The organism is Nonomuraea sp. KM90 (genome assembly GCF_052246675.1).
Classification (GTDB): Bacteria; Actinomycetota; Actinomycetes; order Streptosporangiales; family Streptosporangiaceae; genus Nonomuraea.
This window is the reverse complement of sequence record NZ_JBQQCB010000003.1, coordinates 213,321-237,891: the sequence shown is the minus strand read 5'-3', so window position 1 is coordinate 237,891 and position 24,571 is coordinate 213,321. Positions and strand designations below refer to the sequence as shown.

At 71.2% G+C, this 24,571-nt stretch carries 20 protein-coding genes; 8 read left to right on the top strand and 12 right to left on the bottom strand.

From position 1 onward, the window contains the following. Positions 1-20: 20 nt before the first annotated feature. The 4 genes from ACTWPW_RS05565 to ACTWPW_RS05550 form a co-directional block, all read right to left on the bottom strand. Positions 21-2,879 (bottom strand): nitrate- and nitrite sensing domain-containing protein, encoded by a 2,859-nt coding sequence (locus ACTWPW_RS05565; protein ID WP_375115001.1) that lies wholly within the window; start codon positions 2,877-2,879, stop codon positions 21-23. Positions 2,880-3,102: 223 nt separating this feature from the next. After that, on the bottom strand, positions 3,103-5,328 hold the full coding sequence (locus tag ACTWPW_RS05560; RefSeq protein WP_375115000.1) for a [protein-PII] uridylyltransferase: 2,226 nt from the start codon (positions 5,326-5,328) through the stop codon (positions 3,103-3,105). A gap of 109 nt (positions 5,329-5,437) precedes the next feature. Then, on the bottom strand, positions 5,438-5,776 hold the full coding sequence (locus ACTWPW_RS05555) for a P-II family nitrogen regulator (protein ID WP_020546578.1): 339 nt from the start codon (positions 5,774-5,776) through the stop codon (positions 5,438-5,440). Next, complete coding sequence (locus tag ACTWPW_RS05550; RefSeq protein ID WP_375114999.1) at positions 5,773-7,128, bottom strand: ammonium transporter; 1,356 nt, start codon at positions 7,126-7,128, stop codon at positions 5,773-5,775. The genes ACTWPW_RS05555 and ACTWPW_RS05550 overlap by 4 nt, the downstream gene beginning before the upstream one ends. A 210-nt stretch (positions 7,129-7,338) precedes the next feature. On the opposite strand from ACTWPW_RS05550, the gene ACTWPW_RS05545 reads away from it, so the two are divergent. Beyond that, complete coding sequence (locus tag ACTWPW_RS05545; protein ID WP_375114998.1) at positions 7,339-8,265, top strand: ABC transporter substrate-binding protein; 927 nt, start codon at positions 7,339-7,341, stop codon at positions 8,263-8,265. Here the strand turns inward: ACTWPW_RS05545 and ACTWPW_RS05540 are convergent. Beyond that, positions 8,258-9,019, bottom strand: a complete 762-nt coding sequence (locus tag ACTWPW_RS05540; protein WP_375114997.1) for an MOSC domain-containing protein — start codon at positions 9,017-9,019, stop codon at positions 8,258-8,260. The two genes, ACTWPW_RS05545 and ACTWPW_RS05540, sit on opposite strands and share 8 nt — an antisense overlap. A gap of 10 nt (positions 9,020-9,029) precedes the next feature. Further along, the gene (locus ACTWPW_RS05535) at positions 9,030-9,833 is read right to left on the bottom strand and encodes an alpha/beta fold hydrolase (RefSeq protein ID WP_364114615.1); all 804 of its coding nucleotides are present in this window, start codon (positions 9,831-9,833) and stop codon (positions 9,030-9,032) included. Positions 9,834-9,911: 78 nt separating this feature from the next. On the opposite strand from ACTWPW_RS05535, the gene ACTWPW_RS05530 reads away from it, so the two are divergent. Further along, on the top strand, positions 9,912-10,481 hold the full coding sequence (locus ACTWPW_RS05530) for a TetR/AcrR family transcriptional regulator (RefSeq protein WP_443168104.1): 570 nt from the start codon (positions 9,912-9,914) through the stop codon (positions 10,479-10,481). A 47-nt stretch (positions 10,482-10,528) separates the two neighbouring features. On the opposite strand, the gene ACTWPW_RS05525 is transcribed toward ACTWPW_RS05530, so the two are convergent. From ACTWPW_RS05525 to ACTWPW_RS05510, 4 genes are all read right to left on the bottom strand, one after another. Beyond that, positions 10,529-11,470, bottom strand: coding sequence for a sigma-70 family RNA polymerase sigma factor (locus ACTWPW_RS05525; protein WP_375114995.1), 942 nt, complete (start codon positions 11,468-11,470; stop codon positions 10,529-10,531). A 106-nt stretch (positions 11,471-11,576) separates the two neighbouring features. Then, positions 11,577-12,722: an imidazolonepropionase gene (hutI, locus tag ACTWPW_RS05520; RefSeq protein ID WP_375114994.1), complete on the bottom strand. Its 1,146-nt coding sequence runs from the start codon at positions 12,720-12,722 to the stop codon at positions 11,577-11,579. Continuing rightward, complete coding sequence (locus ACTWPW_RS05515; RefSeq protein ID WP_443168103.1) at positions 12,719-14,041, bottom strand: formimidoylglutamate deiminase; 1,323 nt, start codon at positions 14,039-14,041, stop codon at positions 12,719-12,721. The genes hutI and ACTWPW_RS05515 overlap by 4 nt, the downstream gene beginning before the upstream one ends. 227 nt (positions 14,042-14,268) lie before the next feature. Continuing rightward, positions 14,269-14,955, bottom strand: coding sequence for an SDR family oxidoreductase (locus tag ACTWPW_RS05510; RefSeq protein ID WP_443168102.1), 687 nt, complete (start codon positions 14,953-14,955; stop codon positions 14,269-14,271). Between the two features lie 53 nt (positions 14,956-15,008). Between ACTWPW_RS05510 and ACTWPW_RS05505 the strand changes: the two genes are divergently transcribed. Genes ACTWPW_RS05505 through ACTWPW_RS05495 form a run of 3 tightly spaced genes read left to right on the top strand, consistent with a single transcriptional unit; the run spans position 15,009 to position 17,256 of the window. Beyond that, on the top strand, positions 15,009-15,539 hold the full coding sequence (locus ACTWPW_RS05505; protein ID WP_375114991.1) for a PadR family transcriptional regulator: 531 nt from the start codon (positions 15,009-15,011) through the stop codon (positions 15,537-15,539). Beyond that, entirely contained in the window at positions 15,536-16,510 is a 975-nt protein-coding gene (locus tag ACTWPW_RS05500) for an ATP-binding cassette domain-containing protein (protein WP_443168101.1), read from the top strand. The genes ACTWPW_RS05505 and ACTWPW_RS05500 overlap by 4 nt, the downstream gene beginning before the upstream one ends. Beyond that, a complete protein-coding gene (locus ACTWPW_RS05495; protein ID WP_375114989.1) occupies positions 16,507-17,256 on the top strand; it encodes an ABC transporter permease in 750 nt (249 codons plus the stop codon). Before ACTWPW_RS05500 ends, ACTWPW_RS05495 begins: the two co-directional genes overlap by 4 nt. Here the strand turns inward: ACTWPW_RS05495 and ACTWPW_RS05490 are convergent. Together ACTWPW_RS05490 and ACTWPW_RS05485 are read right to left on the bottom strand one after the other, a co-directional pair. Then, positions 17,236-18,081, bottom strand: a complete 846-nt coding sequence (locus ACTWPW_RS05490) for a MurR/RpiR family transcriptional regulator (protein ID WP_375114988.1) — start codon at positions 18,079-18,081, stop codon at positions 17,236-17,238. The two genes, ACTWPW_RS05495 and ACTWPW_RS05490, sit on opposite strands and share 21 nt — an antisense overlap. Before the next feature lie 178 nt (positions 18,082-18,259). Beyond that, a complete protein-coding gene (locus tag ACTWPW_RS05485) occupies positions 18,260-19,981 on the bottom strand; it encodes an ABC transporter ATP-binding protein (RefSeq protein WP_443168100.1) in 1,722 nt (573 codons plus the stop codon). Positions 19,982-20,193: 212 nt separating this feature from the next. On the opposite strand from ACTWPW_RS05485, the gene ACTWPW_RS05480 reads away from it, so the two are divergent. The 3 genes from ACTWPW_RS05480 to ACTWPW_RS05470 all read left to right on the top strand — a co-directional run bounded on the left by ACTWPW_RS05480 (position 20,194) and on the right by ACTWPW_RS05470 (position 24,504). Beyond that, positions 20,194-21,570 (top strand): DUF4331 domain-containing protein, encoded by a 1,377-nt coding sequence (locus ACTWPW_RS05480; protein WP_375114986.1) that lies wholly within the window; start codon positions 20,194-20,196, stop codon positions 21,568-21,570. A 154-nt stretch (positions 21,571-21,724) separates the two neighbouring features. Then, positions 21,725-22,924, top strand: a complete 1,200-nt coding sequence (locus ACTWPW_RS05475; protein ID WP_375114985.1) for a tetratricopeptide repeat protein — start codon at positions 21,725-21,727, stop codon at positions 22,922-22,924. Next, a complete protein-coding gene (locus ACTWPW_RS05470; protein WP_443168099.1) occupies positions 22,921-24,504 on the top strand; it encodes a nickel/cobalt transporter in 1,584 nt (527 codons plus the stop codon). The genes ACTWPW_RS05475 and ACTWPW_RS05470 overlap by 4 nt, the downstream gene beginning before the upstream one ends. Positions 24,505-24,571 lie beyond the last annotated feature (67 nt).

The window sequence follows — 24,571 nt, the reverse complement described above, 5'->3', positions numbered from 1 at the left end:
CATCCTCCCCGGCGGGACGCTTACTCACTCTGTTCCTCCTGTCCACGTACTTCTTGGCGGCCCCGTCGCACACCCTGCTGATAGCTGGCCAGCCGGCTACGCACCCGGTCTGCTGAGACCGGGGGAGCCGGAGGAGCCGGCCGCTGCGGCTGTTGCTGCTGCGCGGGCTGGCTCGCCGTGCCAGGCACCAGGTTGGCCTTGGGGGTCCGCTTGGGCAGCCCGGCGGCAGTGATGCCGCCGAGACTGGGATCGCTCGCTGCGGCCGCCGCCCGCCATCCGGCGTCTGCGGCCGTTCGCCACGCTTCCTCCCCAGAGGGTACGGCTTTCGGGGGCGTGGGCTCGCCCGCGACCGCGGGCGGCGGCGACTGCTCTTCCGGCGGCCGGCGGAACCAGGCCGACTCCACCGACGCGAAGATCGGGAGGTACTCCTCCTGCTCCTGCTCCATCGGCGACATGTCCACCGAGGGGGCGGGGTCCGGCGTGCGCACGTCGTTCGTGGGGTACGACGGCGGCGGTGGCGGCGTCTGGAACGCGCCATTACCGGATGGGTAGGAGCCCGGGCTGGGGTACGAAGGGTAGACGCCGGAGTCGAACGACGGCGACTGCCTGCGGTGGGAGCCACCGTCGGTGTCGGCGGTGAAGCCGTTCACCTCCGGCCTGCCCGGGTCAGAGTTGAACGCCCCGAACGCCGGCCTGTGCGTCCCCGGCGTGCTGTCGAACGTCCCCGGAGCGGGCCGCGCGGGCCCGCTGTCGAACGTCCCCGGTCCCTGCCGCGCGGGCCCGCCGTCGAACATCCCGGGCGCGGGCCGGGCCTGGCCGTTGCCGTCGAAGGGGTCCTGGGAGTGCTGCCTGGCCGGCCCGGGCTCGTGGGAGTCGAAGCTGCCGAACGACCTGAACGAGCCGTTCTGCGCCCCGTTCTGCAGGGGCGCGCCAGCCTGGCTGGGCACGGTGCCGCCGCCGAACGCGGGACGCTGCGGCAGCGGCTGCTGCTGGCCGTCGGCGATCAGCGCGGGCGGGAGCAGCACCATGGCGATCAGGCCGCTGCCCTCGCCCTTCCTGAGCTGCACCCGGATGCCGTGACGCAGAGCCAGGCGGCCGACCACGAACAGGCCCATGCGCCGGGACACCGACACGTCCACGACGGGCGGCTCGGCCAGGCGGCGGTTGGCCTCGGCGAGCTCGTCCTCGGTCATGCTGATGCCCGTGTCGCTCACCGACAGCAGCGCGCCGCCGCCCTCGATGAGGCTGCTGGTGACCGTGACCTGGGAGTGGCTCGGGGAGAACTGGATGGCGTTCTCGACCAGCTCGGCGACCAGGTGGACCAGGTCGTTGGCGCAGCTGCCGAGCACCGAGGTGGCCCGGTGGACCCGGACCTGGACGCGCTCGTAGCCCTCGACCTCCGACAGCGCGGCGCGTACGACGTCGACCAGCTTGGCCGGCTGGCTGCGTCGGCGGGTGGCCTCGTGACCGGCCAGGACCAGCAGGTTCTCGGAGTTGCGGCGCATGCGGGTGGCCAGGTGGTCGAGCTTGAACAGGTCGGACAGCCGGCCGCCGTCCTGCTCGCCCTTCTCCAGGCCGTCGATCAGCGAGATCTGCCGCTCGACCAGCGTCTGCGTGCGGCGCGAGAGGTTGACGAACATCGAGCTGATGTTGCTGCGGAGCTCGGCCTCCTCGCCCGCCAGGCGCACGGCCTGCCGGTGCACCTGGTCGAAGGCCCTGGCCACCTCGCCGATCTCGTCCTGGCCCTCGACCTCGATCGGCTGCACGTCGCGCACGGACGTGTCGCCGCTGATGCGGAGCTGGCGCACGACGTCGGGCAGCCGGAAGCCGGCGATCTCCAGGGCCTCGGTGCGCAGCCGGCGCAGCGGGCTCACCATGGAGCGGGCGATGGCCACCGTGAGAAGCAGGACGATCAGCAGCAGCGCCAGGATCAGGGCGCCCGCGATGATCGCGTTGCGGATCTCGGACTCGCGCAGCTCCTGGCTGCGCAGGTTCACCTTGCCCGCCAGCTCCTTCTCGATGCCGTGCAGCACGTCGACGGCGACGGTGTTCTCCTTGAACCACCTCTCGCGCTCGGCCCTGGCGGAGATCAGGTTGTCGTTGAGCACCGCGCCGGGCGCCCGGCCGCTGGCCAGCGTGACCGCGCGGGACTTGGTGAGCTGGACGTTGACGTACTCGGGGTTGGACGTGAGGGCCTTGGACAGCTCCAGGCCGACCTCGACGCCGGCCTCGACGCCCACGGTGGAGATGTCGCTCTGCTGGCGGGCGTTGGAGGCGATGAACTGCTCGACCGCCTTCGCGTCCACCCGATCGCCGTCGTAGGAGGCCTGCAGGAGCTGCACGCGCTGCCGGGAGATCTCCTCCTTGGCCGACACCAGCGCGCTCAGCGCGCGGAACTGGCCGACGATCTGCGAGTCGTCCGACATCAGGGCCAGCTCGTCGTGCAGCTTGATCAGGGTGTCGGTGAGGAAGTCGTAGCGGATGGTGTTGGCCTGGCCCTCGCTCCTGATCTTGGACAGGCGGCCCAGGTCGTACTTCGCCTGGGCGGCGGCCTTGATCACGCGCGGGCCGTAGGCGTCGTCCATCGTGTCGAGGTCGGAGCGTACGGCCTTGACCAGCGTGTCCACGGCCGCCTTGCGCTGCGCGAAAGGCGCGGCGAGCGACTTGCGCATCGCCCGGTTGGCGCCGATCCAGCCGCCCGTGTCACGCTCCAGACCGATCGCCTGGACGAGGTCGCGGATGCGGCCGGCCTGCTCCGCCGAGGTGGCCGTGAGGTCGTAGACGCCGATGCTCTGGACCGAACCCACCACGCGCGCTCCCCCGAGCACCACGGCAGCGATGGTGGGCACCAGGATGAGGGCGGTGAGCCGCCACCTCACGCGCCAATTTCGCAGGCCGAGCCGCGGCAATGACCGCTTCTCGCGATCCCGCTCCGCGGCCGGGCCGCTGCTGGAGTTCCCCGTAGTCACCGCTTCCGCTACCCCTCAATCGTCCCGTCAGCAACGGGTCTTCAAGCCGTCCACAAGGTATCCGCAGCATCCGACTTACCAGGCATTTCGGACACAATCGTTACAAACGTGACCGTTTGTCGTGTGCTATTGGTTATCGCAGTGCGGCAAGGACTTGATCGCGGACTTGAGCCCTCTGCGCTTCGTCGCTGAGGGGGCGACCAGCGCGGTCCACAACATAGAAGACGTCCACTGCCTCCGCGCCGAGAGTCTCCACGCGAGCGGCTCGCACGTCAAGACCGCACTCCCCGAACGCCCGTCCTATACGCCACAAGAGTCCCGGCCTGTCATGGGCCCTGACTTCCACCACGGTGGCGGTGGCGGAGGCGTCGTCGACCAGTGTCACCCGAGGTGGGGCCACGGGTACGCGGGGCGGCCGCAAGGAGCGGGTGCGGCGGGCCAGCCGCTGCTCTATGTCAAGACGGCCAGCAAGGACGAGACGGAGATCGGACTCCAGCGTCGCCGGGTCGGGAGGGGAACCGTACTCGGGGATGACGGAGAACTCGATCACCGCGGTGGATCCCGCGGACGCGGACGAGGCGGAGCGCACGACGAGCCGGTGCGCGGACAGCACCCCGGCGGCGCTCCACAGCAGGCCCACCCGGTCGGGGGCGACGACCGTGACCGCTCCCCCGTTGACCCGGATCGCGCCGCCGCCGTGGCGGGCCAGCGCGGCCTGCTCCGGCGAGAGGGTGGGCGGCTTGGGCGGCGGTGAGCCGGCCAGCACGGACCTGACGCGGCGCACCAGGTCGGCGACGAGCCCGGCCTTCCAGCTGTTCCACGCGGCCGGACCGGTCGCGTTGCCGTCGGCGACCGCCAGCGCGGCCAGCAGGTCGAGCACCTCCCGCGTACCGACCGTCGCGGCGACCTTCTCGATCGTCACGGGGTCGTCGAGATCCCTGCGGGTGGCGGTCTCGGGGAGCAGCAGGTGGTGGCGTACGACGGTGGCCAGCGTCTCGACGTCCTGGGCGGGCAGGCCGATGCGGGTGGCGATGTCGCGGACCACGACCTCGCCGGTCGCGGAGTGGTCACCCGGCCAGCCCTTGCCGACGTCGTGCAGCAGCGCCCCGATCAGCAGGAGGTCGGGACGGGAGACCTCGCGGGTGTGGCTGGCGGCGTTCGCGGCGGCCTCGATCAGGTGGCGGTCGACCGTGAAGCGGTGAATGGGGTTGCGCTGGGGGCGGTGGCGTACGCGCTCCCAGTCAGGAAGCAGCTTGACAAGGATGCCCGCCTGGTCGAGCTCCTCCCACACGGGCACGGCGGCCCGGCCCGCGCCGAGGATCGACACCAGCGCGTCGCGGGCCTCCTCGGGCCACGGCACCGGCATCGGGGCGGACTGAGCAGCGAGTACGGACACGGTGGCGGGCGCCAGCGGCAGCCCGGAGTCGGCCGCGGCCGCGGCGGCGCGCAGCACCAGCACCGGGTCCTTGCGGGGGTCGATCCCCCTGGCGAGCACGACCTCGCCGCCATGCTCCACCACGCCGTCCGCCAGCGGGCGGCGGCCACGGGGAGCGGGGCCTGACAGGAGCCTGTCAACAGTGCGCCAGGTGGCGTCGAACGCGTGGGAGATCGTGCGGCCCGCCTCGGCCAGCCTGCGCATCAGCGCTTCGGCGTCCAGCAGGCCGAGCAGTCCGGCCACCGCGTCCTGCTCCTGCAGCACCAGCCGGTCGGTGCCGCGCGCGGTGACGATGTGCAGCGCGTGCCGCACGTCGAGGATGAGCTCGTACGCCTCCCGCGCCCGCGGGCCCGGCGCCGAGGCGACCCAGGCGGCGGCCACGGCCTGCATCGCCTGGACGTCGCGCAACCCGCCGCGGCCGTCCTTGAGGTCGGGCTCCAGCAGGAAGGCCAGCTCGCCGCTGACCTGGGCCCGCTTGTCGGCCGCGTCACGCAGCTCGCCGAGCCTGCGCCGGGAGTCGGCCCGCCATTCGGCCAGCACGGACTCCCTGGCCTTCCTGGTCAGCTCGGGGTCACCGGCCACGTGCCTGGCTTGGATGAGGCCGAGCACGGCCTTGAGATCCTGCCTGGCGACGGACACCGCCTCTTCCACCGTGCGTACGGAGTGGTCGAGGTTGACCGCCGAGTCCCAGATCGGATACCAGATCCGGTCGGCGATCCTGGCCACGTCGGCCCGGCCGTTGTGCAGCAGCACCAGGTCGAGGTCGCTGCCGGGCGCCAGCTCGCCCCTGCCCAGGCTCCCGACGGCGACCAGTGAGACGTGGTCGCCGTCGCTCGCCGTGCGGAAGAGATCCTTGAGCCAGCGGTCGGTGTCCGCGGCCCGCTCCTTGCGGGCCGCGGCGTACGAACGGGCCTCTCCCCTCACTACTGTGCCCCCTTGCCGAGCTCCGCCCGGACGCCGTTGTCCGAGCATCGCCGCGGATCCATCAGGAAAACCCTGCGGAACTCAACCTGGACTTCGTCGGCCAGGTACCTCACAGGGCTTCCGGACCCCGTTCTCCGGTGCGCACGCGGATGACGGTGTCGACCGGCACGGACCAGACCTTGCCGTCACCGATCTTGCCGGTGTGCGCGGCCTTGACGATGACGTCGATCACGTCCTCGGTGTCATCCTCTTCGGCGAGGACCTCCAGCCGGACCTTCGGCACCAGGTCGACCTGGTACTCGGCGCCGCGGTACACCTCGGTGTGGCCGCGCTGCCGGCCGTAGCCGCTCGCCTCGCTGACCGTCATCCCCTTGATGCCGAACTGTTCCAGCGCGGCCTTCACGTCATCCAGCTTGAAGGGCTTGATGATCGCCGTGATGAGCCTCATGCGTCCACCTTCTTCGGAGCGGGTGCGGCGGGACCGTTGGGGGAGTTGACGCCGGAGGCGTGAACCGTGCCGAGGTCGTAGCCGGTCTCGGCGTGGGTCGTGATGTCGATGCCGGTGACCTCGGACTCCTCGGCGACACGGAAGCCCATCGTCTTGTCGATGATCTTACCGATGATCCAGGAGACCACGAAGGAGTAGCCGCCGACCGCGACCGGGCCGAGCACCTGGAGGCCGAGCTGGCTGACCTGCCCGCCCTCGATCAGGATGCCCTTGTTCTGGCCGGGCAGGAACGGGTAGGCCGCGACGAAGCCCAGGGCCACGGCGCCGATCACACCGCCGACGAGATGCACGCCGACCACGTCGAGCGAGTCGTCGAAGCCGGCCTTGTACTTCAGGCCGACGGCGTAGGCGCAGCCCACGCCGGCGAGCACGCCGATGACCAGGGCGGCCCACGGGTCGACGAAACCACAGGCGGGCGTGATGGCGACCAGACCGGCCACCGCGCCGGAGGCGACGCCGAGCGTGGTCGCGTGACCGTCGCGCAGCTTCTCCACCACGAGCCAGGCACCGGCGGCGACGGCCGTGGCGATCTGGGTGTTCATGAACGCCAGACCGGCGGTCTGGTCGGGGGCGAGCTCGGATCCCGCGTTGAAGCCGAACCAGCCGAACCACAGCAGCCCGGTGCCGAGCAGCACCAGGGTCAGGTTGTGCGGGCGCATGGGCTCCTTGCGCCAGCCCTTGCGCTTGCCCAGGACGAGCGCGAGCGCGAGGGCCGCGGCGCCGGCGTTGATGTGGACGACCGTACCGCCGGCGAAGTCCTCGATGCCGAGCTGGGTGAGCCAGCCGCCGCCCCAGACCCAGTGAGCGACGGGGAAGTAGACCACCGTGGCCCACACGAGGGAGAACACCACCCACGCGCCGAACTTGGCCCGGTCGGCGATGGCGCCGCTGATCAGCGCGACGGTGATGATGGCGAAGGTGAGCTGGAAGGCCGAGAACACCATCAGCGGGAAGTTGTCCGCCGCCGCGGCCTCGGCCGTCACGCTGCCGCCCTCGACGATCAGTCCTTCGTAGACGGCGTTGAACACCCCGCTCAGACCGACATAGTCGAGTCCTCCGACGATCTTGTTGACGAAGCCGGCGCCATCACCGGCCGTGTCGAACGCGAGCGAGTAGCCGTACAAGACCCAGGCGACCGTCACGACGATGATGCTGACGAACGACATCATCATCATGTTCAGGACGCTCTTGGCCCTTGTCATGCCCCCGTAGAAGAACGCGAGGCCCGGAGTCATCAGCAGCACCAGGGCGGTGCATACCAGCATCCAGGCGGTAGTGCCGCTGTCGATCATCGAAGCGACCCTCCTTCTTACATGTGACGTGTGGCCACAGCGTGTTCGCCTGGGGTTTCGTGGCTCGACCAGGCGTGTTTCACATTCGTGAATCTCGCCGCGCTGGTGTTTCGCGTACGTTTCGGGCTTCTCACGCCACCGATTTCGGAAGCGCTATACCGGACATGAGACACTTAGGGTTGCCTAACCTTAGCGATCAAGGAAATGCCCATGCGTCTCAGCCTGGCCGTCGCCGCCATGCTCCCCATCCTCACTCTCGCCGCCTGTGGTACTTCCACCACCTCCCAGGAGGAGGGCCCCACCAGGACCGTCAAGCACGCCATGGGCGAGACCAAGGTGCCCATGACCCCGAAGCGGGTCGTCGTGCTCGACACCGACAAGCTCGACACGATGGTCTCGCTCGGCCTGACCCCCGTCGGCGCCGCGCAGGCCCAGGAGAACCAGGCGTGGCCGAAATACCTCGGCTCCGCGCTGGCCGGCACGAAGGCGGTCGGCACGCTCCAGCAGCTCAACATCGAGGCCATCATGGCGCTCAAGCCGGACCTCATCCTCGGCTCCAAGTTCCGCCAGGCCGCCTTCTACGACAAGCTCGCCAAGATCGCCCCGACCGTGTTCACCGAGCGGGTCGGCGTCACCTGGAAGGAGAACTTCCTGCTCGACGCCGAGGCGCTGGGCAAGAAGGACCAGGCGCAGCAGCTGCTGTCGGCGTACGGGACGCGGGCGAAGGAGGTGGGTGCCAAGTTCACGAAGCTGCAGGTCAGCATCGTGCGGTTCATGCCGACCGAGATCCGCATGTACGGCCCCGAGTCGTTCAGCGGCATCGTCGTCGGCGACGCGGGCATCCCCAGGCCCGAGGTGCAGCAGCTCGCCAGCCAGGAGGACAAGCGCTTCGGCAAGCTGAGCCAGGAGAACATCGCCCAGGCCGACGCGGACGCGGTCTTCTACAGCGCGTACGGCGAGGCCGCCGCCAAGTCGCAGGCCGAGGTGACCGGCGGGCCCCTGTGGAAGAACCTCGAAGCGGTCAAGTCGGGCAACGCCCACAACGTGGACGACGAGATCTGGATGCTCGGGATCGGCGTCACGGCGGCCGGCAAGATCCTTGACGACCTGGACAAGTATCTGACGCCGCTCACGTGAGCCGTACCTGATCGCCCTTCCTGACGAGGCCGGGCCGCACGACGCGCGCGTACACACCGGCGCACGCCTGCGGCTCCAGGTCGAACACCGGCACCCGGTTGTGCCGGGAGACCGTGCGCAGCGCGTCGGCGTCGCGCCCCAGCGAGCCGTGCGCCAGCGTCGGGACGGCGCAGCGCGGGGTGGCCACGATGACCTGCAGCAGCACGTCGTCGCCGACGCGCAGCCCGCGTCCCACCCAGTCGTTCTCCACGAAGCCCTCCGCCTCGGTCGCGATCACCAGATTGGGCCGGTAGCGGAGGGCTTCGACGTGCCCGCGCGGGCCGAGCGCGCCGATCCGCTCAAGAGCGGACGTGGAGATCAGGTGAACCGGCGCGAAGTCGAAGAACGTGCCCTCGGGGGACCCCGTGCCGATCGTGGTCATGGTGTGGGGCACCTCGGCCTCGATGCCCTCGGCCAGCACCTCCTCCGGCACCGACCGTTCGAGCTCGGCACCCTCCGGCGGCACGTCGATCAGCCGGACCTCGCGCCCGAGCAGCTCCGACAGCTCCGCGTCGCCCGGCACCCGCGCGCCCTCGATCGCCAGCAGCCCGCGCCACAGCCGGGGGTTCTTGGCACTGGCGATCTTCCCGGTGGCGACGTCGAGCACCGCCCGCGCCCGATCTCCGCCGAGCCCCCGCTCCGTCACCTCGCTCTCGGCGATCTCTTCCCCCAGCATCGACTTGACCGGATAACGGCGTAGCGTCTCGACATGCATGCCGACGAGCCTACGGCTGGGCCCAGAACCGCCGCAGATGGGGCACGAGCTCGGCGGCCCGCTCGTCGGGGAAGAACAACCGCCCGCCGTCGATCTCCACGATCTCCCGAACGCCCGGGATCGTGTCGCGCAGCCAGCGCGCCCAGCTCACGTCGAAGAACACATCACCCGTGCCCCACACCACGAGCGTCGGCACGGTCAGCACGGTGAGCTGCGGCTCGATGGCGATCAGGTCCTTGGCGTCGATGGAGGCCAGCAGCCGCTCGAACGCACGGCCGCCGTCCGGCTTGGCGAAGATCGGCCGCAGGTACGCGTCGACCAGCGCCGCCGGGTCGTCGATGCGCTCGTAGCCGTCGCCGAACGCGGTCCTGGCCAGCAGCTCGGGCTGGTCGAGCACGGCGGCGGTGAGCGCGGCCAGCTCTCCCCTGGCGGCCAGCTCGACGGTGGGCCGGAACGCCTCGGGCGGCGTGTTGGTGTGCACGTCGCAGTTGGTGAGGGTGAGCGTACGCAGGCGCTCGCGGTGGCGTACGGCGAAGACCTGGGCCACCGCGCCGCCGGTGTCGTTGGCGACGAGATCGACCTCGCTGAGGCCGAGGTGCTCGCAGAGCTCCTCGACGGCCTCGGCGAGCGCGGGGATGGAGAGGTCGTCGCGTACGGCGCTGCCGCCGTGCGCCGGCAGGTCGACGGCCACGCAGCGGCGCTCGTCGCGGAGCTCGGCGATGACGTTGCGCCACAGGTGGGAGCTGGTGCCGACGCCGTGCACGAACAGGCTGACCGGCCCCTGCCCGACGTCCACGTAATTGATGCCGTCCATGGAAACCCTCCCGATTACAAACCGACTGTCGGTCTACGAAATTACAGACCGACAGTCGGTTTGTCTAGACTGGGATCCATGAACCTCAAGGCCGAACGCGGCGCGGCCACCCGCGACAGGGTCCTGACCATCGCCACGCGGCTGTTCGCCGAGCGGGGCTACGACGACACCTCGATCGAGACGGTGCTGCAGGAGTCGGGGCTGAGCAGAGGGGCGCTCTACCACCATTACGCGGGCAAGGAAGCCCTGTTCGAGGCGGTGCTGGAGGCCACGGAGGCGGCCGTGGGCGTCAAGATCGTGCAGGCGGTCCGCGGCCTGAAGGATCCGGCGCAATCGCTGCGGGCCGGCGTGCTGGCCTGGATCAGGCTCGCCGGCGACCCGGTCGTCCAGCGCATCGTCCTCATCGACGCGCCGTCGGTGCTGGGGTGGGAGCGGTGGCGGGCCCTGGAGGAGCGCCATTCGTTCGGCATGCTGAAGGCGGCCCTGCAGGCCACGGGGGCGGTGCCGCCCGAGTTCCTCGACCTGCACGCGCACATGTTGCTGGCGGCGGTCAACGAGAGCGCCCTGCTGGTGGCCAGGGGCGGCGACCACGCCACGGCGGAGGCCGCGGTCGAGGAGTTCCTGCGCCGCCTCCTGACCCACTCATGAGGAAACGGCGGCCGGGGCAGACCCGGCCGCCGTGAAACCCGGGAAGCCTAGGCGGCCGCGGTCGCCATCTTGCGGAGGCGGGCCAGCGCGTCACGCTCGATCCGGCGGGCGCGGTCGCGGCCGATGCCGTAGCGCTCCCCCACCTCCGTCAGCGTGTGCTCGCGCCCGTCGACCAGGCCGTACCGCCACCGCAGCATCTCGCTGGTGGAGCCCTCGAGCCCGGTCAGCCACTGGTCGAGGCGCTCGCGCTCCAGGATGTCGATGGCCTGCTGCTCGGGGTCGGCCCAGGTCTCGTCGGCGATCATGTCGCCGAGCTCCGTCTCGTCCTCGTCGCCGACCCCCAGCTGCAGCGAGACCGGGTCGGAGGCCCAGCGGCGCAGCTCACGGACCCGCTCGATCGGCAGCTCGAGGATCCCGGCGAGATCGTCGTCGGTCGGCTCGGCGTCGAACTCCGCCAGCAGGTCGCGCCGGACCCGCATCAGCCGGGTCATCTGCTCCCCGGCGTGCGTCGGAAGACGCACCGGGCGGGCCTGCTCGTGGATGGCCCGGCCCACCGACTGCCTGATCCACCACGTGGCGTAGGTGGAGAACTTGTATCCCCGCCGGTAGTCGAACTTCTCCACCGCACGAACAAGGCCCAGGTTCCCCTCCTGGACCAAGTCGATGAGCGGCATCCCCCGGCCCGAATATTTCCTGGCCACCGCCACCACCAGGCGCAGGTTGGCCTGGATGAACTCGTCCTTGGCGCGCTGGCCCGAGATGGCCAGCCGTTCCAGCTCCTCGTCGGCCGCGTCCCCGATGCGCGGCTCCGTGCCCCCGCTGTCGAGCAGCTGCTCGGCGAACAGGCCCGCCTCGATCCGCTTGGCGAGCTCCACCTCTTCCTCCGCCGTGAGCAGCGGGACCCGGCCGATCTCGGCCAAATAGGTCCCCAGCAGATCGCGATCAGCGACGTGCTGCTCCTGCGTGCGACTCCCCGTAGGCCTTGCCATCCCCAGGCACCTCGTTCCGCAGCTGCGTTCTATATCCCGCCAACGTCCGGCCAGAAGCAAAGATTCCCTAAACAGCTACGACCGTGGGATGGTTCTGGTCGTCCTCCTAAAGGAGGAGGCCGCTCTGAAACACCTGGTGGACAAGGGGAACGCCGGGTCGATAGGCCAGATGGACGTAGGACGGGGCGTCGAGCACGACGAGGTCCGCGCGGGCTCCGCGCCGCAGCCAGCCTACGTCCGTACGGCGTAGCGCGCGTGCCCCGCCGTACGTCGCCGCCCTGATCGCCTCCAGCGGCGTCATCCGCATCTCCCGCACGGCCAGCGCCACGCAGAACGCCATCGACGACGTGAACGACGACCCCGGGTTGCAGTCGGTCGCCAGCGCCACCGTCGCGCCCGCGTCGATGAGCCGCCGCGCGTCGGGGTACGGCGACCGCGTGGAGAACTCGGCCCCCGGCAACAGCGTCGCCACCGTCCCCGAGGAGGCCAGCGCGTCCACGTCGGCCGCCGTCAGGTGGGTGCAGTGGTCGGCGGAGGCCGCGCCCAGCTCGCACGCGATGCGCACCCCCGGCCCCTCGGTGAGCTGGTTGGCGTGCACCCGCGCCCCGAGCCCGGCCTTCACCCCGGCCGTCAGGATCTCCCGCGTCTGGTCCCCGTCGAACGCGCCCCGCTCGCAGAACACGTCCACCCACTTCGCGTACGGGGCGCACGCCTCGAGCATCTCCCCGGCCACGAGCCGCACGTAGGAGTCGGCGTCCACGTCGGCGGGGACGACGTGCGCCCCCAGGAAGGTGGTCTCGTCGGTCAGCCCGGTGGCGATCTCCAGCGAGCGCCGCTCGTGCTCGACGGACAGGCCGTAGCCGCTCTTGATCTCGACGGTGGTGGTGCCCTGCGCGAGCATCTCGTTCACCAGGGCGAGGGTGTGCGTGGCCAGCTCGGCCTCGCTCGCCTCGCGGGTGGCGGCTACCGTGGTCCTGATGCCACCCCCGGTGTACGGCTCGCCGGACATGCGGGCCTGGAACTCGGCCGTCCGGTCGCCGGCGAAGACCAGGTGGGCGTGGCTGTCCACGAACCCGGGGAGCACGGCGCGACCGCCGGCGTCCACGCGTTCGTCGGCGTCCGGGGCCTCGGCGGCGGGGCCGGTCCAGGCCACCAGGCCGTCCTCGATGACGAGCGCGGCGTCGGCGAGCTCCTCGCGTTCCGGGTCGCCGGTGTAGAGGAGCCCGATCCGGTCGATCAGGGTCGTGGTCATCGCAGGTCTCCTATCGCCTGGGCGAGCATGGGTCCGACGTCACCGAGCACGTGGCGGCCCTCGGCGACCACGCGGCGGCCCCCGGAGACGACCGCGTGCACGTCGGCCGCGGTGGCCGCGTACACGATCGCCTCCGCCCCGGACGCGCCCGCCGTGCGCACCGAGTCGAGGCGTACCGACACCAGGTCCGCCCAGGCGCCGGGGACGAGCAGGCCCGCGTCGGGGAAGCCGAGCGAGGCGTGGCCCGCGCCCGTGGCGGCGGCGAGCAGGTCGGCGGCGGGCCAGTGGCCGCGCCGCTCGCTGGCCAGCCGCTCGTTCAGCTCCACCGCCCTGGCCTCCTCGAACAGGTCGATCACGGCGTGGCTGTCGGAGCCCAGCGTGATCCGCGCGCCACGGTCGCACGCCGCCCTGGCGGGTCCGATGCCGTCGGCGAGGTCGCGTTCGGTGGTGGGGCACATGCAGATGTACGTCCCCGACTGCCCGAGCAGCTCGATGTCCACGTCGGTCAGGTGGGTGGCGTGCACCGCGGTCGAGCGCGGCCCCAGCGCGCCGCGCTCGTGCAGGATCTGGACGGGGGTGGCGGCGTACATCTCGACGCAGGCCGCGTTCTCCGCGCGCTGCTCGGAGACGTGCACGTGCAGGGGGGCCGCGTGCCGGTGGGAGAAGTCGGCCACGACGGGCATCTGCTCGGGCGGCACCGCGCGTACGGAGTGGATGGCCGCGCCGATCTCCACGTCGGGCTGCCCCTCGTAGGCCGCGGCCAGCCGCTCGGCCCTGGCCGCCCAGCGCTCGGCGTCCCCGTCGCTGAAGCGCAGCTGCACCCCGGACAGGGACGCGCCGACGCCGCCGGAGACGTAGCAGGTGTCGAGCAGCGCGATGCGCAGGCCGGCGGCGCGGGCGGCGCGGACGAGGGCGTGGCCCATCGCGTTGGGGTCGTCGTACGGCCGGCCGCCCTCGGCGTGGTGCAGGTAGTGGAACTCGCCCACGCAGGTCACCCCGGCCAGCGCCATCTCGGCGTAGACGGCCGTGGCCAGGCGCAGGTAGGAATCGGGGTCGAGCCGGGCGGCCACCTCGTACATCAGCTCGCGCCAGGTCCAGAAGTCGCCCCGGCCCTCCTGGGTGGCGCCGCGCAGCGCGCGGTGGAAGGCGTGGGAATGGGCGTTGGCCAGGCCGGGGATCGTCAGCCCGGCCAGCCGCTCGGCGGAGCCCGGCGGGCCCTGCTCGATCCGGCTGATCCTGGTGCCGTCGATCTCGACGAGCACGTCGTCGGCGACCCCGTCGGGCAGCCAGGCCCGCTCGCACCAGTAGGTCAGCGACACAGATCCTCCAGCACGTCCACGAGTGCCACGACTCCCGCCTCGCAGTCTGCCCGCTCCGCGAGCTCGCCGGGGGTACCGGACACGCCGGTGGGGTTCCCGGCGGACGGCGTGGTGTCCGGGAACGCCCGCCGTGGCCAGGATTCCCGCGTCGTGACCGGCTCCCGTGGGCCGGATCGGCGCGGGCGTGTCGCCGGTCCAGGAGCCCGCGCCGAATGGACCCATTCAGCTCAGTTGACGGGACCGCCCCTGGGCCGGACGGTCACCTCGGTGAGGTGGGCGTCGGGCCCGGCCGTGACGGCCGCCAGCACCGCCCGCGCCACGGTCTCCGGCCTGAGGTACCTCTCCGGCTCGAACTCCCCGCCCTCGTACGCCCGCACGCCGCGCTGCATGTCGGTCGCGGTCCGCCCCGGATAGACGGTCGTGACCCTGAGCTCGGGCTCCTCCAGCCGCAACGCGTCCGCGAACGCCTTCAGCGCGAACTTGCTGGCGGCGTAGGAGGCCCAGTCGGGGTTGGCCCGCTGGCCGGAGCCGGAGTTCACGCACACGACGTGGCCGCCGGCCCGCCGCAGCGCGGGCAGCAGCAGCCTGGTCAGCTCGGCGACCGCGACGACGTTCACCTCCATGGTCCGGCGCCACACGTCGGCGGGCTGGTCGGCGATGCGGCCCAGCCAGCTGACCCCGGCGCTGTGCACGAGCACGTCGAGCCGCTCGACGCCCTCGACGTCGGCCGCCGCGACCCGCGTCAGCTCCACCGGCCAGGGCCGCGCGCCGGGCAGCTCGGCCGCCAGCGCGGTCAACGCCTCCTGGTCACGGCCGCCCAGGATGACGTCGTGGGTCGGGGCCAGCGCGCGGGCGACGGCCGCGCCGACACCCCGGGAGGCGCCGGTGACCAGCGCCGTCGGTCGTTCACTCATGAAGGCAGCTTATTGAGCTTGACGATTACTCAAATTTGTATGCAAACTTGAGCATGTCTTCGACGCGCATCCTGATCCTCGGCGCCCTGCTCGACGGCCCCATGAACGGCTACGGCGTGCGCCGGCGCCTGGAGGTCATGGGGATCGAGACCTGGACCAACGTGGCCTTCGGCTCGATCTACCACGGCCTCGGCAAGATGGCCGACGAGGGCCTGCTGGAGATCGTCGAGGCGGGCAAGGGCGGCAAGGTCGTCTACGCGCTGACCGACCTCGGCCGCGCGGAGTTCCACCGGATGCTCCTCCAGGCGTGGCACGAGCTCAAGCCCGTCGTGGACCCGTTCCAGGTGGCGATGACGTTCATCGACAGGCTGGACAAGCAGGAGATATTGACGGCGCTGCGTGGCAGGATGGCCCAGCTCAAGATGTACGTCGAGACCATGGGACACATCACCGGCGTCAAGCTGGCACACGGCGCCCCTCAGCACGTCAACGAGAACCTCGGCCTGCAGCGGGCCATGCTCCAGGCCCAGCTCGACTGGGTGGAGAAGGCGATACCGCGGGTCGAGGCCGACGAGTTGCCATGAAGGAGCTGAACCCCCCGATGATCATCCAGGCACATGGCCTGCGGAAGACGTTCACCACCAGGAGCAGGAAGGGCACCCAGACCGTCGAGGCCGTGCGCGGCGTGGACCTCGAGGTGGCCAAGGGCGAGATCTTCGGCGTGCTCGGGCCCAACGGCGCGGGCAAGACCACCACGATCAGGATGTTGTCCACGCTGATCGCCCCCGACGCCGGCACGGCCACCATCGCGGGCCACGACCTGCTCAAGGAACCCGCCGCGATCCGGCGCAACCTCGGCTACGTGAGCCAGGCCGGCGGGGTGGAGGACACCACGAGCGCCAGGGCCCAGATCACGATGGCCGCGAGGATCCACTCCATGGCCGATCCGGGGCGGGCGACCGATGAGGTGCTCGACCGGTTCGAGCTGACCGAGATGGCCGACCGGCCGGGCCGTACGCTCTCCGGCGGCCAGAAGCGGCGCGTGGCCATCGCGATCGGGCTCGTGCACAACCCGCCGCTGCTCTTCCTCGACGAGCCCACCACCGGCCTCGACCCGCAGAACCGGGCCAACCTCTGGGACCGCATCAGGCAGCTGCGCGAAGCGGGCACGAGCGTGCTGCTCAGCACCCACTACCTCGACGAGGCCGACGCGCTGTGCGACCGGCTGATGATCGTGGACCACGGGCAGGTCGTGGCCGAGGGCACACCGGCCGACCTCAAGCGGGAGGTCTCGGGCGACGTGATCACGCTCAGGGTGGACGAGCCCGAGCGGGCGGCGGAGACGCTCAAGCCGATGGCCCGCGAGACCCGGGTGGACGACGACCTGCTGCGCGTCTACGCGGACGACGGCGAGCACACGTTGCCCACCCTGCTGCGGGCGCTGGAGGAGCAGGGCCTGCGCCTGAGCTCGATCGCGCTCGATCGCTCCACCCTCGACGACGTCTTCCTGGCCAAGACGGGCCGATCCCTTCGCGACGCGGGAGCCGACGCATGATCCGTCACACCGTCCTGTTCACCGGCTACGAGCTGAAGAAGTCGTTCAGCAACCCGATCTGGCCGATCTTCGGGATCATGCAGCCGGTGCTGTACCTGCTGATGTTCGCGCCGCTGCTGAAGACGTTGACGCCGGGCGGCACGACGGTGGACGCGCTGCGCATGTTCACTCCGGCGTCCATGATGATGATCGCCGTGTTCGGGTCGTTGTTCTCCGGGTTCGGGATGATCGCCGAGCTGCGCAACGGCTCCCTCGAACGCTACGCCGTCAGCCCCGCCTGGCGCCCGGCCATCGTGCTCGGGAGGGTGGCCAAGGACATGGTGGTGCTGGTCTTCCAGGCCATCCTGGTCCTGATCGTGGCCATCGCCATGGGCGTGCGGATCGGGCTCGTGGAGCTGGTGCTGGTGCTGCTGCTCATGGCCGCGACCGGGCTGTTCGCCTCCGGGCTCTCGCAGGGGCTGGCGCTGACCGTGCGCGACGAGAACGGCATGTCGCAGACGCTCAACCTGTTCATGCTGCCGATCATGCTGCTCGCCGGGCTGTTCGTGCCGATCTCGTTCGCGCCCGACTGGATGCGCTTCCTCGCCCCGGTCAACCCGCTCTACCACGCCGTCGAGGCCGGGCGGGCGCTGTTCGACGGGCGGCTGGCGGACTCCTCGATCCCGGTCGCGTTCGCCCTGTTCATCGTGCTGGCGGTGCTCACGACGATGTGGTCGATGAGGTCGCTAAGGAAGATCGCCGGCTAGGAACGTGCCGGTCTCGCCGGCCATCCGCTCGTACTCGTCGAGCCTGGCCTGCGTACGCAGCGGCGCCGCGTCGGCGATGGCCTCCACCAGGGCCATGGCCAGGGCCAGCGGCGCCGCGTGCGAGTCGAACACGAGCCGGTCGCCCACGGGGGCGTCCAGCACGACCTCGGCCGGGAAGTCGGCCTTGTCGGTGATGGCGACCACCCGGAGGCCGAGCTTCTCCGCGTACTCCAGGGCCTGCACGGCCTCCGACGGGTATCTCGGCAGGACCACGGCCACCAGCCACTCGGCCCCGGCCCGGCGGGCCGCGTGCAGCCCGTCGGCCAGCTCCGACCCGCCGTGCGTGAGCAGCCGCACGTCGGGGTGGATGCGGCGGGCGTAGTAGGCGAAGGTGGTGGCCAGCCCGCACGAGACGCGCAGCCCCAGCACGGGTAGCGGCTCGGTGGCGGCGAGCTGCTCACCCAGCTCCTTGAGCGGGAACGCCGCCAGCCGCTCCCTGATCAGGGCCAGGTTGCGGATCTCGCAGTCGATGGCCCCGCGCAGCAGGCTCTCCTGCGGCATCTCGGCGCCTCCGCCCAGCACGAGCGGCCGCAGGGCCTGCCGCAGCTCGGGGTATCCGGTGAAGCCCAGCACCATGGCGAACCTGGTCACCGAGGGCTGGCTGACCCCGGCCCGCTCGGCCAGCTCCACGCTGGACAGGAAGATCGCCTCATCCAGGTTCTCGCTGAGATAGTGCGCGATCCTGCGCTGGACGGGCGACAGCCTCCGGCCGTCAAGCAGCACGCTGAGCCCACCGTGATAGCTGCTGTGATTTCCGTCCGCCACGTCACCTCCAACGCTCCCGACCGGGCATTCTCATCCCTCACTTCGGTAACAAAGGAGGTCACGAACTCCCGCATCGGGACGCGTACGGCCTTCGGCGCCGGCCACCCCCGCCCATGGGCGGAACCTTCGTGAATGAACCCATTCACGAAGGGACCAGCCCGGGGCCCCGCGAGGACGGTCAGCCGACCAGGAACTGGGTGGCGGCCAGCTCCCGGTAGAGGTCGTCGCCGCCGACCAGCTCGTCGTGCGTGCCCACCGCCCGCACACCGCCGCCTTCCATGACCACGATCCGGCCGGCGTTGGTCACCGTGGACAGGCGGTGCGCGATGACCAGCACGGTGGTCTCCGCGGCGACCTCGGCGATGACCTCGCGCAGCCGCAGCTCGTTGACCGCGTCGAGTTGCGAGGTCGCCTCGTCGAGCAGCAGGAGCCTGGGCTTGCGCAGCAGCGCCCTGGCGATGGCCACGCGCTGCCGCTCGCCGCCCGACAGCAGCACGCCCCGGTGCCCGACCGGCGTCTCCAGCCCCTCGGGCAGCCGGGCCACCAGGTCGTCGAGCCGGGTACGCGTGATCGCCCGGTGCAGCTCCTCCTCCGTGGCGTCCTGGGCGGCGAACAGCAGGTTCTCCCTGAGCGTGCCGGCCAGCACGGGGGCGTCCTGTTCGACGTAGCCGAGGGCGGCCCGCAGCTCGCCCAGGGGCCAGTCGCGGATGTCCCGGCCGCCGATCACGATCTCTCCGTCCTGGTGGTCGTAGAAGCGTTCGAGCAGCGCGAAGACCGTGGACTTGCCCGCTCCCGACGGGCCGACCAGCGCGGTCATCCCGCCCGGGGGCACCTCGAAGCTGACGCCGTCGTGCACGATCGGCCGGTCCTCGCCGTACCTGAACACGACGTCCCTGAACGTCACGCCGACCGGCTGCGTGTCGCCCGCCGCCGCGACGGCGACCGGCTCGGCGGGCAGCTCCTCGATCTCCTTGATCCGCTTCATCGCGGCCAGCCCCTGCTGCAGCTGCACGCCGCCCTGGACGAGCTGCCCGATCGGCGGCACGAGGTAGAACAGGTAGAGCAGGAACGCGATCAGCGACGACACCTCGAGCGTGCCCGAGGCGACCCGGGCGCCGCCCACGGCCAGCACGGCCAGGAACGCGGTCTGCACCGCCATCCACGTCGCCACTCCCGCCAGCGACGTCCATCCGGCCACCTGCAGCCCCCGGTCGCGGGCCCGCATCGCCGCGTCGCCGACCACGGCGATCTCCCGCTCCTCCGCCCCGCTGGCCTTGACCGTCCGGTACGCCTGCAGCGCCCGGTCCAGCACGGCCCCCATCTCGCCCACGGCCTCCTGGGCGTGGGTCTGCGCCCGCTGGATCTTCGGCATGATCAGCGCGACCATCCCGCCGATCACCACCACGATGAGCAACGTGACCAGCAGCAGCACCCCGTCCATGGCCGCCATCAGGACAATGGCCCCGACCAGCATGAACGCCGCACTGACGGATTCGACGACGCCGTTGGTCAGCACGGCCCGCAGCAACGTCGTGTCACCGGTCACCCGCGACAGCAGGTCGCCGGGCTTGAGCCGGTCCACGTCGGCGACCCTGAGCCGCAGCAACCGGTCCACGAGCTGGCGCCGGGCCCCGAGCACGATCCCCTCGCCCGTGCGCTCCATCAGATAGCTTCCGGCGGCCGAGACGACCGCGCTCACCAGCACCGCCGCGGTCAGCCCCAGCAACGGCCCGGTCATGGACCCGGCCTGGCCGAACGCGTCCACCACATACTTGGCCAGCAACGGCATCGCGAGGCCCGCAGCCGAGCCGATCAGGCCCAATAACCCACCCAGGACGAGGATCTTCCGGTGCGGCCGGATGTAGGCGAGCAACTCCTTGACCACCGCGTCTCCTTTCACGACATTTCTCGATTGGCTTCAACGAACGGGACCGGATGATCCGCACCAGCCAACAGCGTCAACCTAAATTGACGACCTAAGTATGTCAACTTTGGTTGACCCTCATTCTTGAGGAGGAGACAGACATCCGGAGGCGGCCCGCGGACGAATAGGGCGTCGAGGAACCCGGCCGGAACCTCGCAGTAACGATCAGCCCTTCGAAAGGACCGAACATGGAGCTCCGGATCAACCGGCGCGCTCTAGTCGGACTAGGCCTCGCCGCAGCGGTAGCCGCGTCGTCGTTGGCCGCGCTCCGCACCGACTCAGGCACCGCTTCCTCGCACCGCGAGGCTCCGGCCATCTCGAACGACCCGCAACACGACAACACCGACGTGTACGCGTTCGTGAGCCCCGACAAGGCCAACACCGTGACCCTGATCGCCAACTGGATCCCGTTCGAGGAACCCAATGGCGGCCCGAACTTCTACCCCTTCGCCACCAAGTCGCGGCACAACATCAAGATCGACAACGACGGCGACGCCAAGACCGACATCACGTACCAGTGGACGTTCCGCAACGAGGACAAGCGCGGCACCGACACATTCCTGTACAACAACGGCCCCGTCACCTCGCTGGACGACCCGAACCTGCTCTTCCGCCAGCGCTACACGCTCAAGCGGATCACGCCGAACGACACCAAGACGCTGATCGACGACGGCATCGTCGCGCCCAGCAACGTCGGCCGCGCATCGATGCCGAACTACGGCACCCTGCGCAACCAGTCCATCAAGAACCTGCCGAACGGCGGCAAGACGTTCGCCGGGCAGTCGGACGAGGCGTTCTTCCTCGACCTGCGCGTGTTCGACTTCCTCTACGGCGGCGACCTGTCCGAGGTCGGCCAGGACACCCTCAAGGGTTACAACACCAACACGCTGGCCATCCAGGTTCCCACCGCGGACCTGGCGCTCAAGGGCGACCCCAAGCGCAACCCCGTGATCGGCGTCTGCTCGACCACCGACAAGTTCAACGGCGAATCGTTCGTGCAGGTCTCGCGCCTGTGCAACCCGCTGGTGAACGAGCTGGTGGCCTCGGCCGGCCTGAAGGACGCCTACAACGCGCTGGACCCGTCGAAGGACGCGGACGTGCAGGCGCTGGTCGACCGGGTCACCGACCCCGAGGTGGCCAGGCTGCTCCAGGCCATCTACGGCATCAAGGCGCCCGCGACCCCGCGCGCCGACCTGGTCGAGATCTTCCTGACCGGCATCGCCAAGCAGAACGGCCCGATCAAGGCCGATCTGAACTCGCAGGTGCTCAACAAGGACGCGGGCAAGTTGCGGCCCTCCGAGATGCTGCGGCTGAACATGTCCATCCCGCCCACGAAGGACCCGAACAGGCTCGGCGTGCTCGCCGGTGACCTGCAGGGCTTCCCGAACGGCCGCCGTCTCGCCGACGACGTCGTGGACATCGAGCTGCAGGCCGTGGCCGGCGCCGCGCTGACCGGCAAGCTCGTTCCCGGGCTGACGGACAAGGTGGACAGGAACGACCGGCCCTTCGGCCAGACGTTCCCGTACATCCCGCTGCCGAGCAACGTGGCAGTGAACCAGCGTTGACCCGCCTGGCCGGCCGGTTCCCTCTCCAGAACCGGCCGGTCCGCCCCGGCGGCAGACCACCCGTCTCCCATCGTCTGCCGCCAAGAAAAGGGCCGGTCGGCCGTGCTCCCCGTCACGGCCGGCCGGCCCCACATCCAGCTCTGGAGCCTTGGAAATGCGTGCCTTCGCGATATTCGCCGGACTCGCCCTGATCGGGGCGATGATCTTCACCATCCTCTCCTTCTCGGCCGTGCCCGAGCCACTGCCGGTGGCGGACGCGCAGCGCCGCGAGACGCTGCAGGAGCGGCTCAAGCGCCTGCCCGGCGACCATCGCGGCTGGGCGCAACTCGCCTCCCAGTACGTGGAGGAGGCCCGGATCACCGGCGACCCGTCGTACTACACCAAGGCGGAGGGCGCCCTCGCCACCGCCGCCCGGCTGAACGGCCGCGACGACGCGGTGCTGTCCGGCCAGGCGGCGCTGGCCGCCGGCCGCCACGAGTTCGCCGGCGCGGTACGGCTGGCCGAGCGCGCCATCGACGCCAACCCGTACGGCGCCGCCGCCTACGGCGTGCTGGCCGACGCCAAGACGCAGCTCGGGGACCTGCGCGCGGCGCAGCGGGCCGTGGACAAGATGATGGACCTGCGCCCGGGGGTCGCGGCCTTCTCCCGCGCCTCCTACGCGGCCGAGCTGCGCGGCGACCGGGACGGGGCGCGCAAATACCTCGAGTACGCCCACGACGACGCCTGGAGCCCCGCCGACCTCGCCTTCACCCGTTACTATCTGGGCGAGCTGGCCCTCCACGCGGGCGACCTGAAGACGGCGACCGGCTGGTACACCAGGTCCCTGCAGGCCTACCCCGCCTACACCCCCGCGCTCGCCGGCCAGGCCAGGGCGGCGGCGCTCGGCGGCCGGCTCACCGAGGCCCTCGACCTGTACGACAAGGTGGTCCAGCGGCTGCCCCTCCCCCAATACCTCATCGAACAGGGCGAGACCCGGATCAAGGCAGGCCGGAGCGCCGACTGGACGCTGCTCAGGGCCCAGCGCAAGCTCTTCGAGGCCGCGGGCGTGCGCGACGACCTGACGTGGGCCGAGTTCGAGGCCGACCACGGCGACCCGGCGCAGGCCGTGCGGCACGCCAGGGCCGAGTACGCCCGCAACCCGGGCCTCGTCGCCGCCGACGCCCTGGCCTGGGCCCTGTTCAAGGCGGGCGAGCCCGCCGAGGCGCTCCCGTACGCCAAGCGGGCCACCGCCACCGGCTGGCAGAACCCGCTGCTCACCTACCACCGCGCCAAGATCGAGCAGGCTCTCGGCCGCTCCGTGCGGGTGGACCCCGGATTCGACCCGACGCTGTCCGCATTGGCGAGGTTCTCATGAGACCGGTCCGGCTCGGCCTGCTGTCCGTCGCGACGGGCCTGCTGCTGTCGCTGTGCGCGAGCGTCCTGCTGGGCGCCCCGGCACACGCGCGGACCGCGGCCCACCCGCTGGGCAAGTTCACCGTCAACCACTACAACGGCCTGCGGGTCACGCCCTCCGACGTGCGCAACCTCGCCGTCGTGGACCTGGCCGAGCTCCCCACGCTGCAGGCCGAGCCGGAGGTGGACGCCACGTACGCGGCCCGCCGCTGCGCCGCCCTGGCCGCCGCCCAGCGGCTCGAGGTGGCCGGGCGGGCGGTGCCGTGGCGGGTGGCGAGCTCCGCCTTCGACCACGCCCCCGGCGAGGGGGGCCTGCGGACCAGCCGCCTGTCCTGCCGGCTCGTGGCGGAGGTTCGCGCCTCGGGGGCCGTGAAGTTCACCGACGGGTTCGAGCAGGACAGGATCGGCTGGCGCGAGATCACCGCCGTCGGGGACGGGGTCCGGCTGGCCGGCTCCTCCGTGCCCACGACGAGCATCAGCCAGGAGCTGCGGGCCTACCCCGACGACCTGCTGTCGGCCCCGCTCGACCAGCGCCAGGCGGTCTTCACCGTCTCCGGCGCCGGGCTGGGCCTGCCCGCCACGTCCTCCGGGAGCCCGGCGGACGGCGGCACGGTGTCCGACGGCACGGTGTCCGACGGCACGGTGTTCGACGGCACGGTGTCCGGCGGGATCGGGATCGGCGGCCCGATCGGGGACGCGCTGGCCGCGCTGGAGCGGATGTTCACCGGGCTGATCGGCTCGGAGTCGCTCACGGTGCCGCTGGGGCTGCTGGCGGTCGGGCTGGCCGTGGTGCTCGGGGCCGGGCACGCGCTGATCCCGGGGCACGGCAAGACCATCATGGCGGCGTACCTGGCGGGCCGCCGCGGGCGCCCGCGCGACGCGGTGGTGGTCGGCGCGACGGTGACGGCCACGCACACGGCCGGGGTACTGGTGGTGGGGCTGCTGCTGACGGTGTTCACGGCGCTGGCCGGCGAGTCGGTGCTGGCCTGGCTGGGGGTGGCCAGCGGCGTCCTGATCGCCGTGATCGGCCTCCGGCTCCTCCACAACACCCGCCGCGGCCGCTCCCCGCACGGCCACGGACATGGGCACGGCCACGGCCACGGCCACGGACATGGGCACGGGCACGGGCACGGGCACGGGCACGAGGACGAGGACGAGGACGAGGACGAGGACGAGGACGAGGACGGCCACGGCCACGATGACGGCCAGGAGCAGCCCACCAAGCGGGCGGGCCTCATCGGCCTCGGCGTGGCGGGCGGCCTGGTCCCCAGCCCCTCGGCCCTGATCGTCCTGCTCGGCGCGATCGCCCTGGGCCGTACGTGGTTCGGGGTCGCGCTGGTTACCGCGTACGGCGTCGGCATGGCCGCCACCCTCACCGTCACCGGCCTGCTCCTGGTCAAGCTGGTCGACCGCCTGGAGCGCCGCGCCTCGGCCGGCCGCCGCCTGGCCGCCAAGGTCTCGGGCCTGGCCCCGCTGGGCACCGCGGCCATGGTCGTCCTCCTGGGCGCGGGCCTGGCCCTCCGCTCCGTGGCCGCCCTCTAGCGTCCCCCTGCCCCGTCGTCGTATGGTCATGGACATGACTACTCATGCCCATGACCATCGCTAGCCG

Excerpts from the sequence above, each read along its gene's own strand:
- ACTWPW_RS05555 (WP_020546578.1), bottom strand. The coding sequence starts at position 5,776 with ATGAGGCTCATCACGGCGATCATCAAGCCCTTCAAGCTGGATGACGTG.
- ACTWPW_RS05550 (WP_375114999.1), bottom strand. The coding sequence starts at position 7,128 with ATGATCGACAGCGGCACTACCGCCTGGATGCTGGTATGCACCGCCCTG.
- ACTWPW_RS05545 (WP_375114998.1), top strand. The coding sequence starts at position 7,339 with ATGCGTCTCAGCCTGGCCGTCGCCGCCATGCTCCCCATCCTCACTCTC.
- ACTWPW_RS05540 (WP_375114997.1), bottom strand. The coding sequence starts at position 9,019 with ATGCATGTCGAGACGCTACGCCGTTATCCGGTCAAGTCGATGCTGGGG.
- ACTWPW_RS05535 (WP_364114615.1), bottom strand. The coding sequence starts at position 9,833 with ATGGACGGCATCAATTACGTGGACGTCGGGCAGGGGCCGGTCAGCCTG.
- ACTWPW_RS05530 (WP_443168104.1), top strand. The coding sequence starts at position 9,912 with ATGAACCTCAAGGCCGAACGCGGCGCGGCCACCCGCGACAGGGTCCTG.
- ACTWPW_RS05525 (WP_375114995.1), bottom strand. The coding sequence starts at position 11,470 with ATGGCAAGGCCTACGGGGAGTCGCACGCAGGAGCAGCACGTCGCTGAT.
- hutI (WP_375114994.1), bottom strand. The coding sequence starts at position 12,722 with ATGACCACGACCCTGATCGACCGGATCGGGCTCCTCTACACCGGCGAC.
- ACTWPW_RS05510 (WP_443168102.1), bottom strand. The coding sequence starts at position 14,955 with ATGAGTGAACGACCGACGGCGCTGGTCACCGGCGCCTCCCGGGGTGTC.
- ACTWPW_RS05505 (WP_375114991.1), top strand. The coding sequence starts at position 15,009 with ATGTCTTCGACGCGCATCCTGATCCTCGGCGCCCTGCTCGACGGCCCC.
- ACTWPW_RS05500 (WP_443168101.1), top strand. The coding sequence starts at position 15,536 with ATGAAGGAGCTGAACCCCCCGATGATCATCCAGGCACATGGCCTGCGG.
- ACTWPW_RS05495 (WP_375114989.1), top strand. The coding sequence starts at position 16,507 with ATGATCCGTCACACCGTCCTGTTCACCGGCTACGAGCTGAAGAAGTCG.
- ACTWPW_RS05480 (WP_375114986.1), top strand. The coding sequence starts at position 20,194 with ATGGAGCTCCGGATCAACCGGCGCGCTCTAGTCGGACTAGGCCTCGCC.
- ACTWPW_RS05475 (WP_375114985.1), top strand. The coding sequence starts at position 21,725 with ATGCGTGCCTTCGCGATATTCGCCGGACTCGCCCTGATCGGGGCGATG.
- ACTWPW_RS05470 (WP_443168099.1), top strand. The coding sequence starts at position 22,921 with ATGAGACCGGTCCGGCTCGGCCTGCTGTCCGTCGCGACGGGCCTGCTG.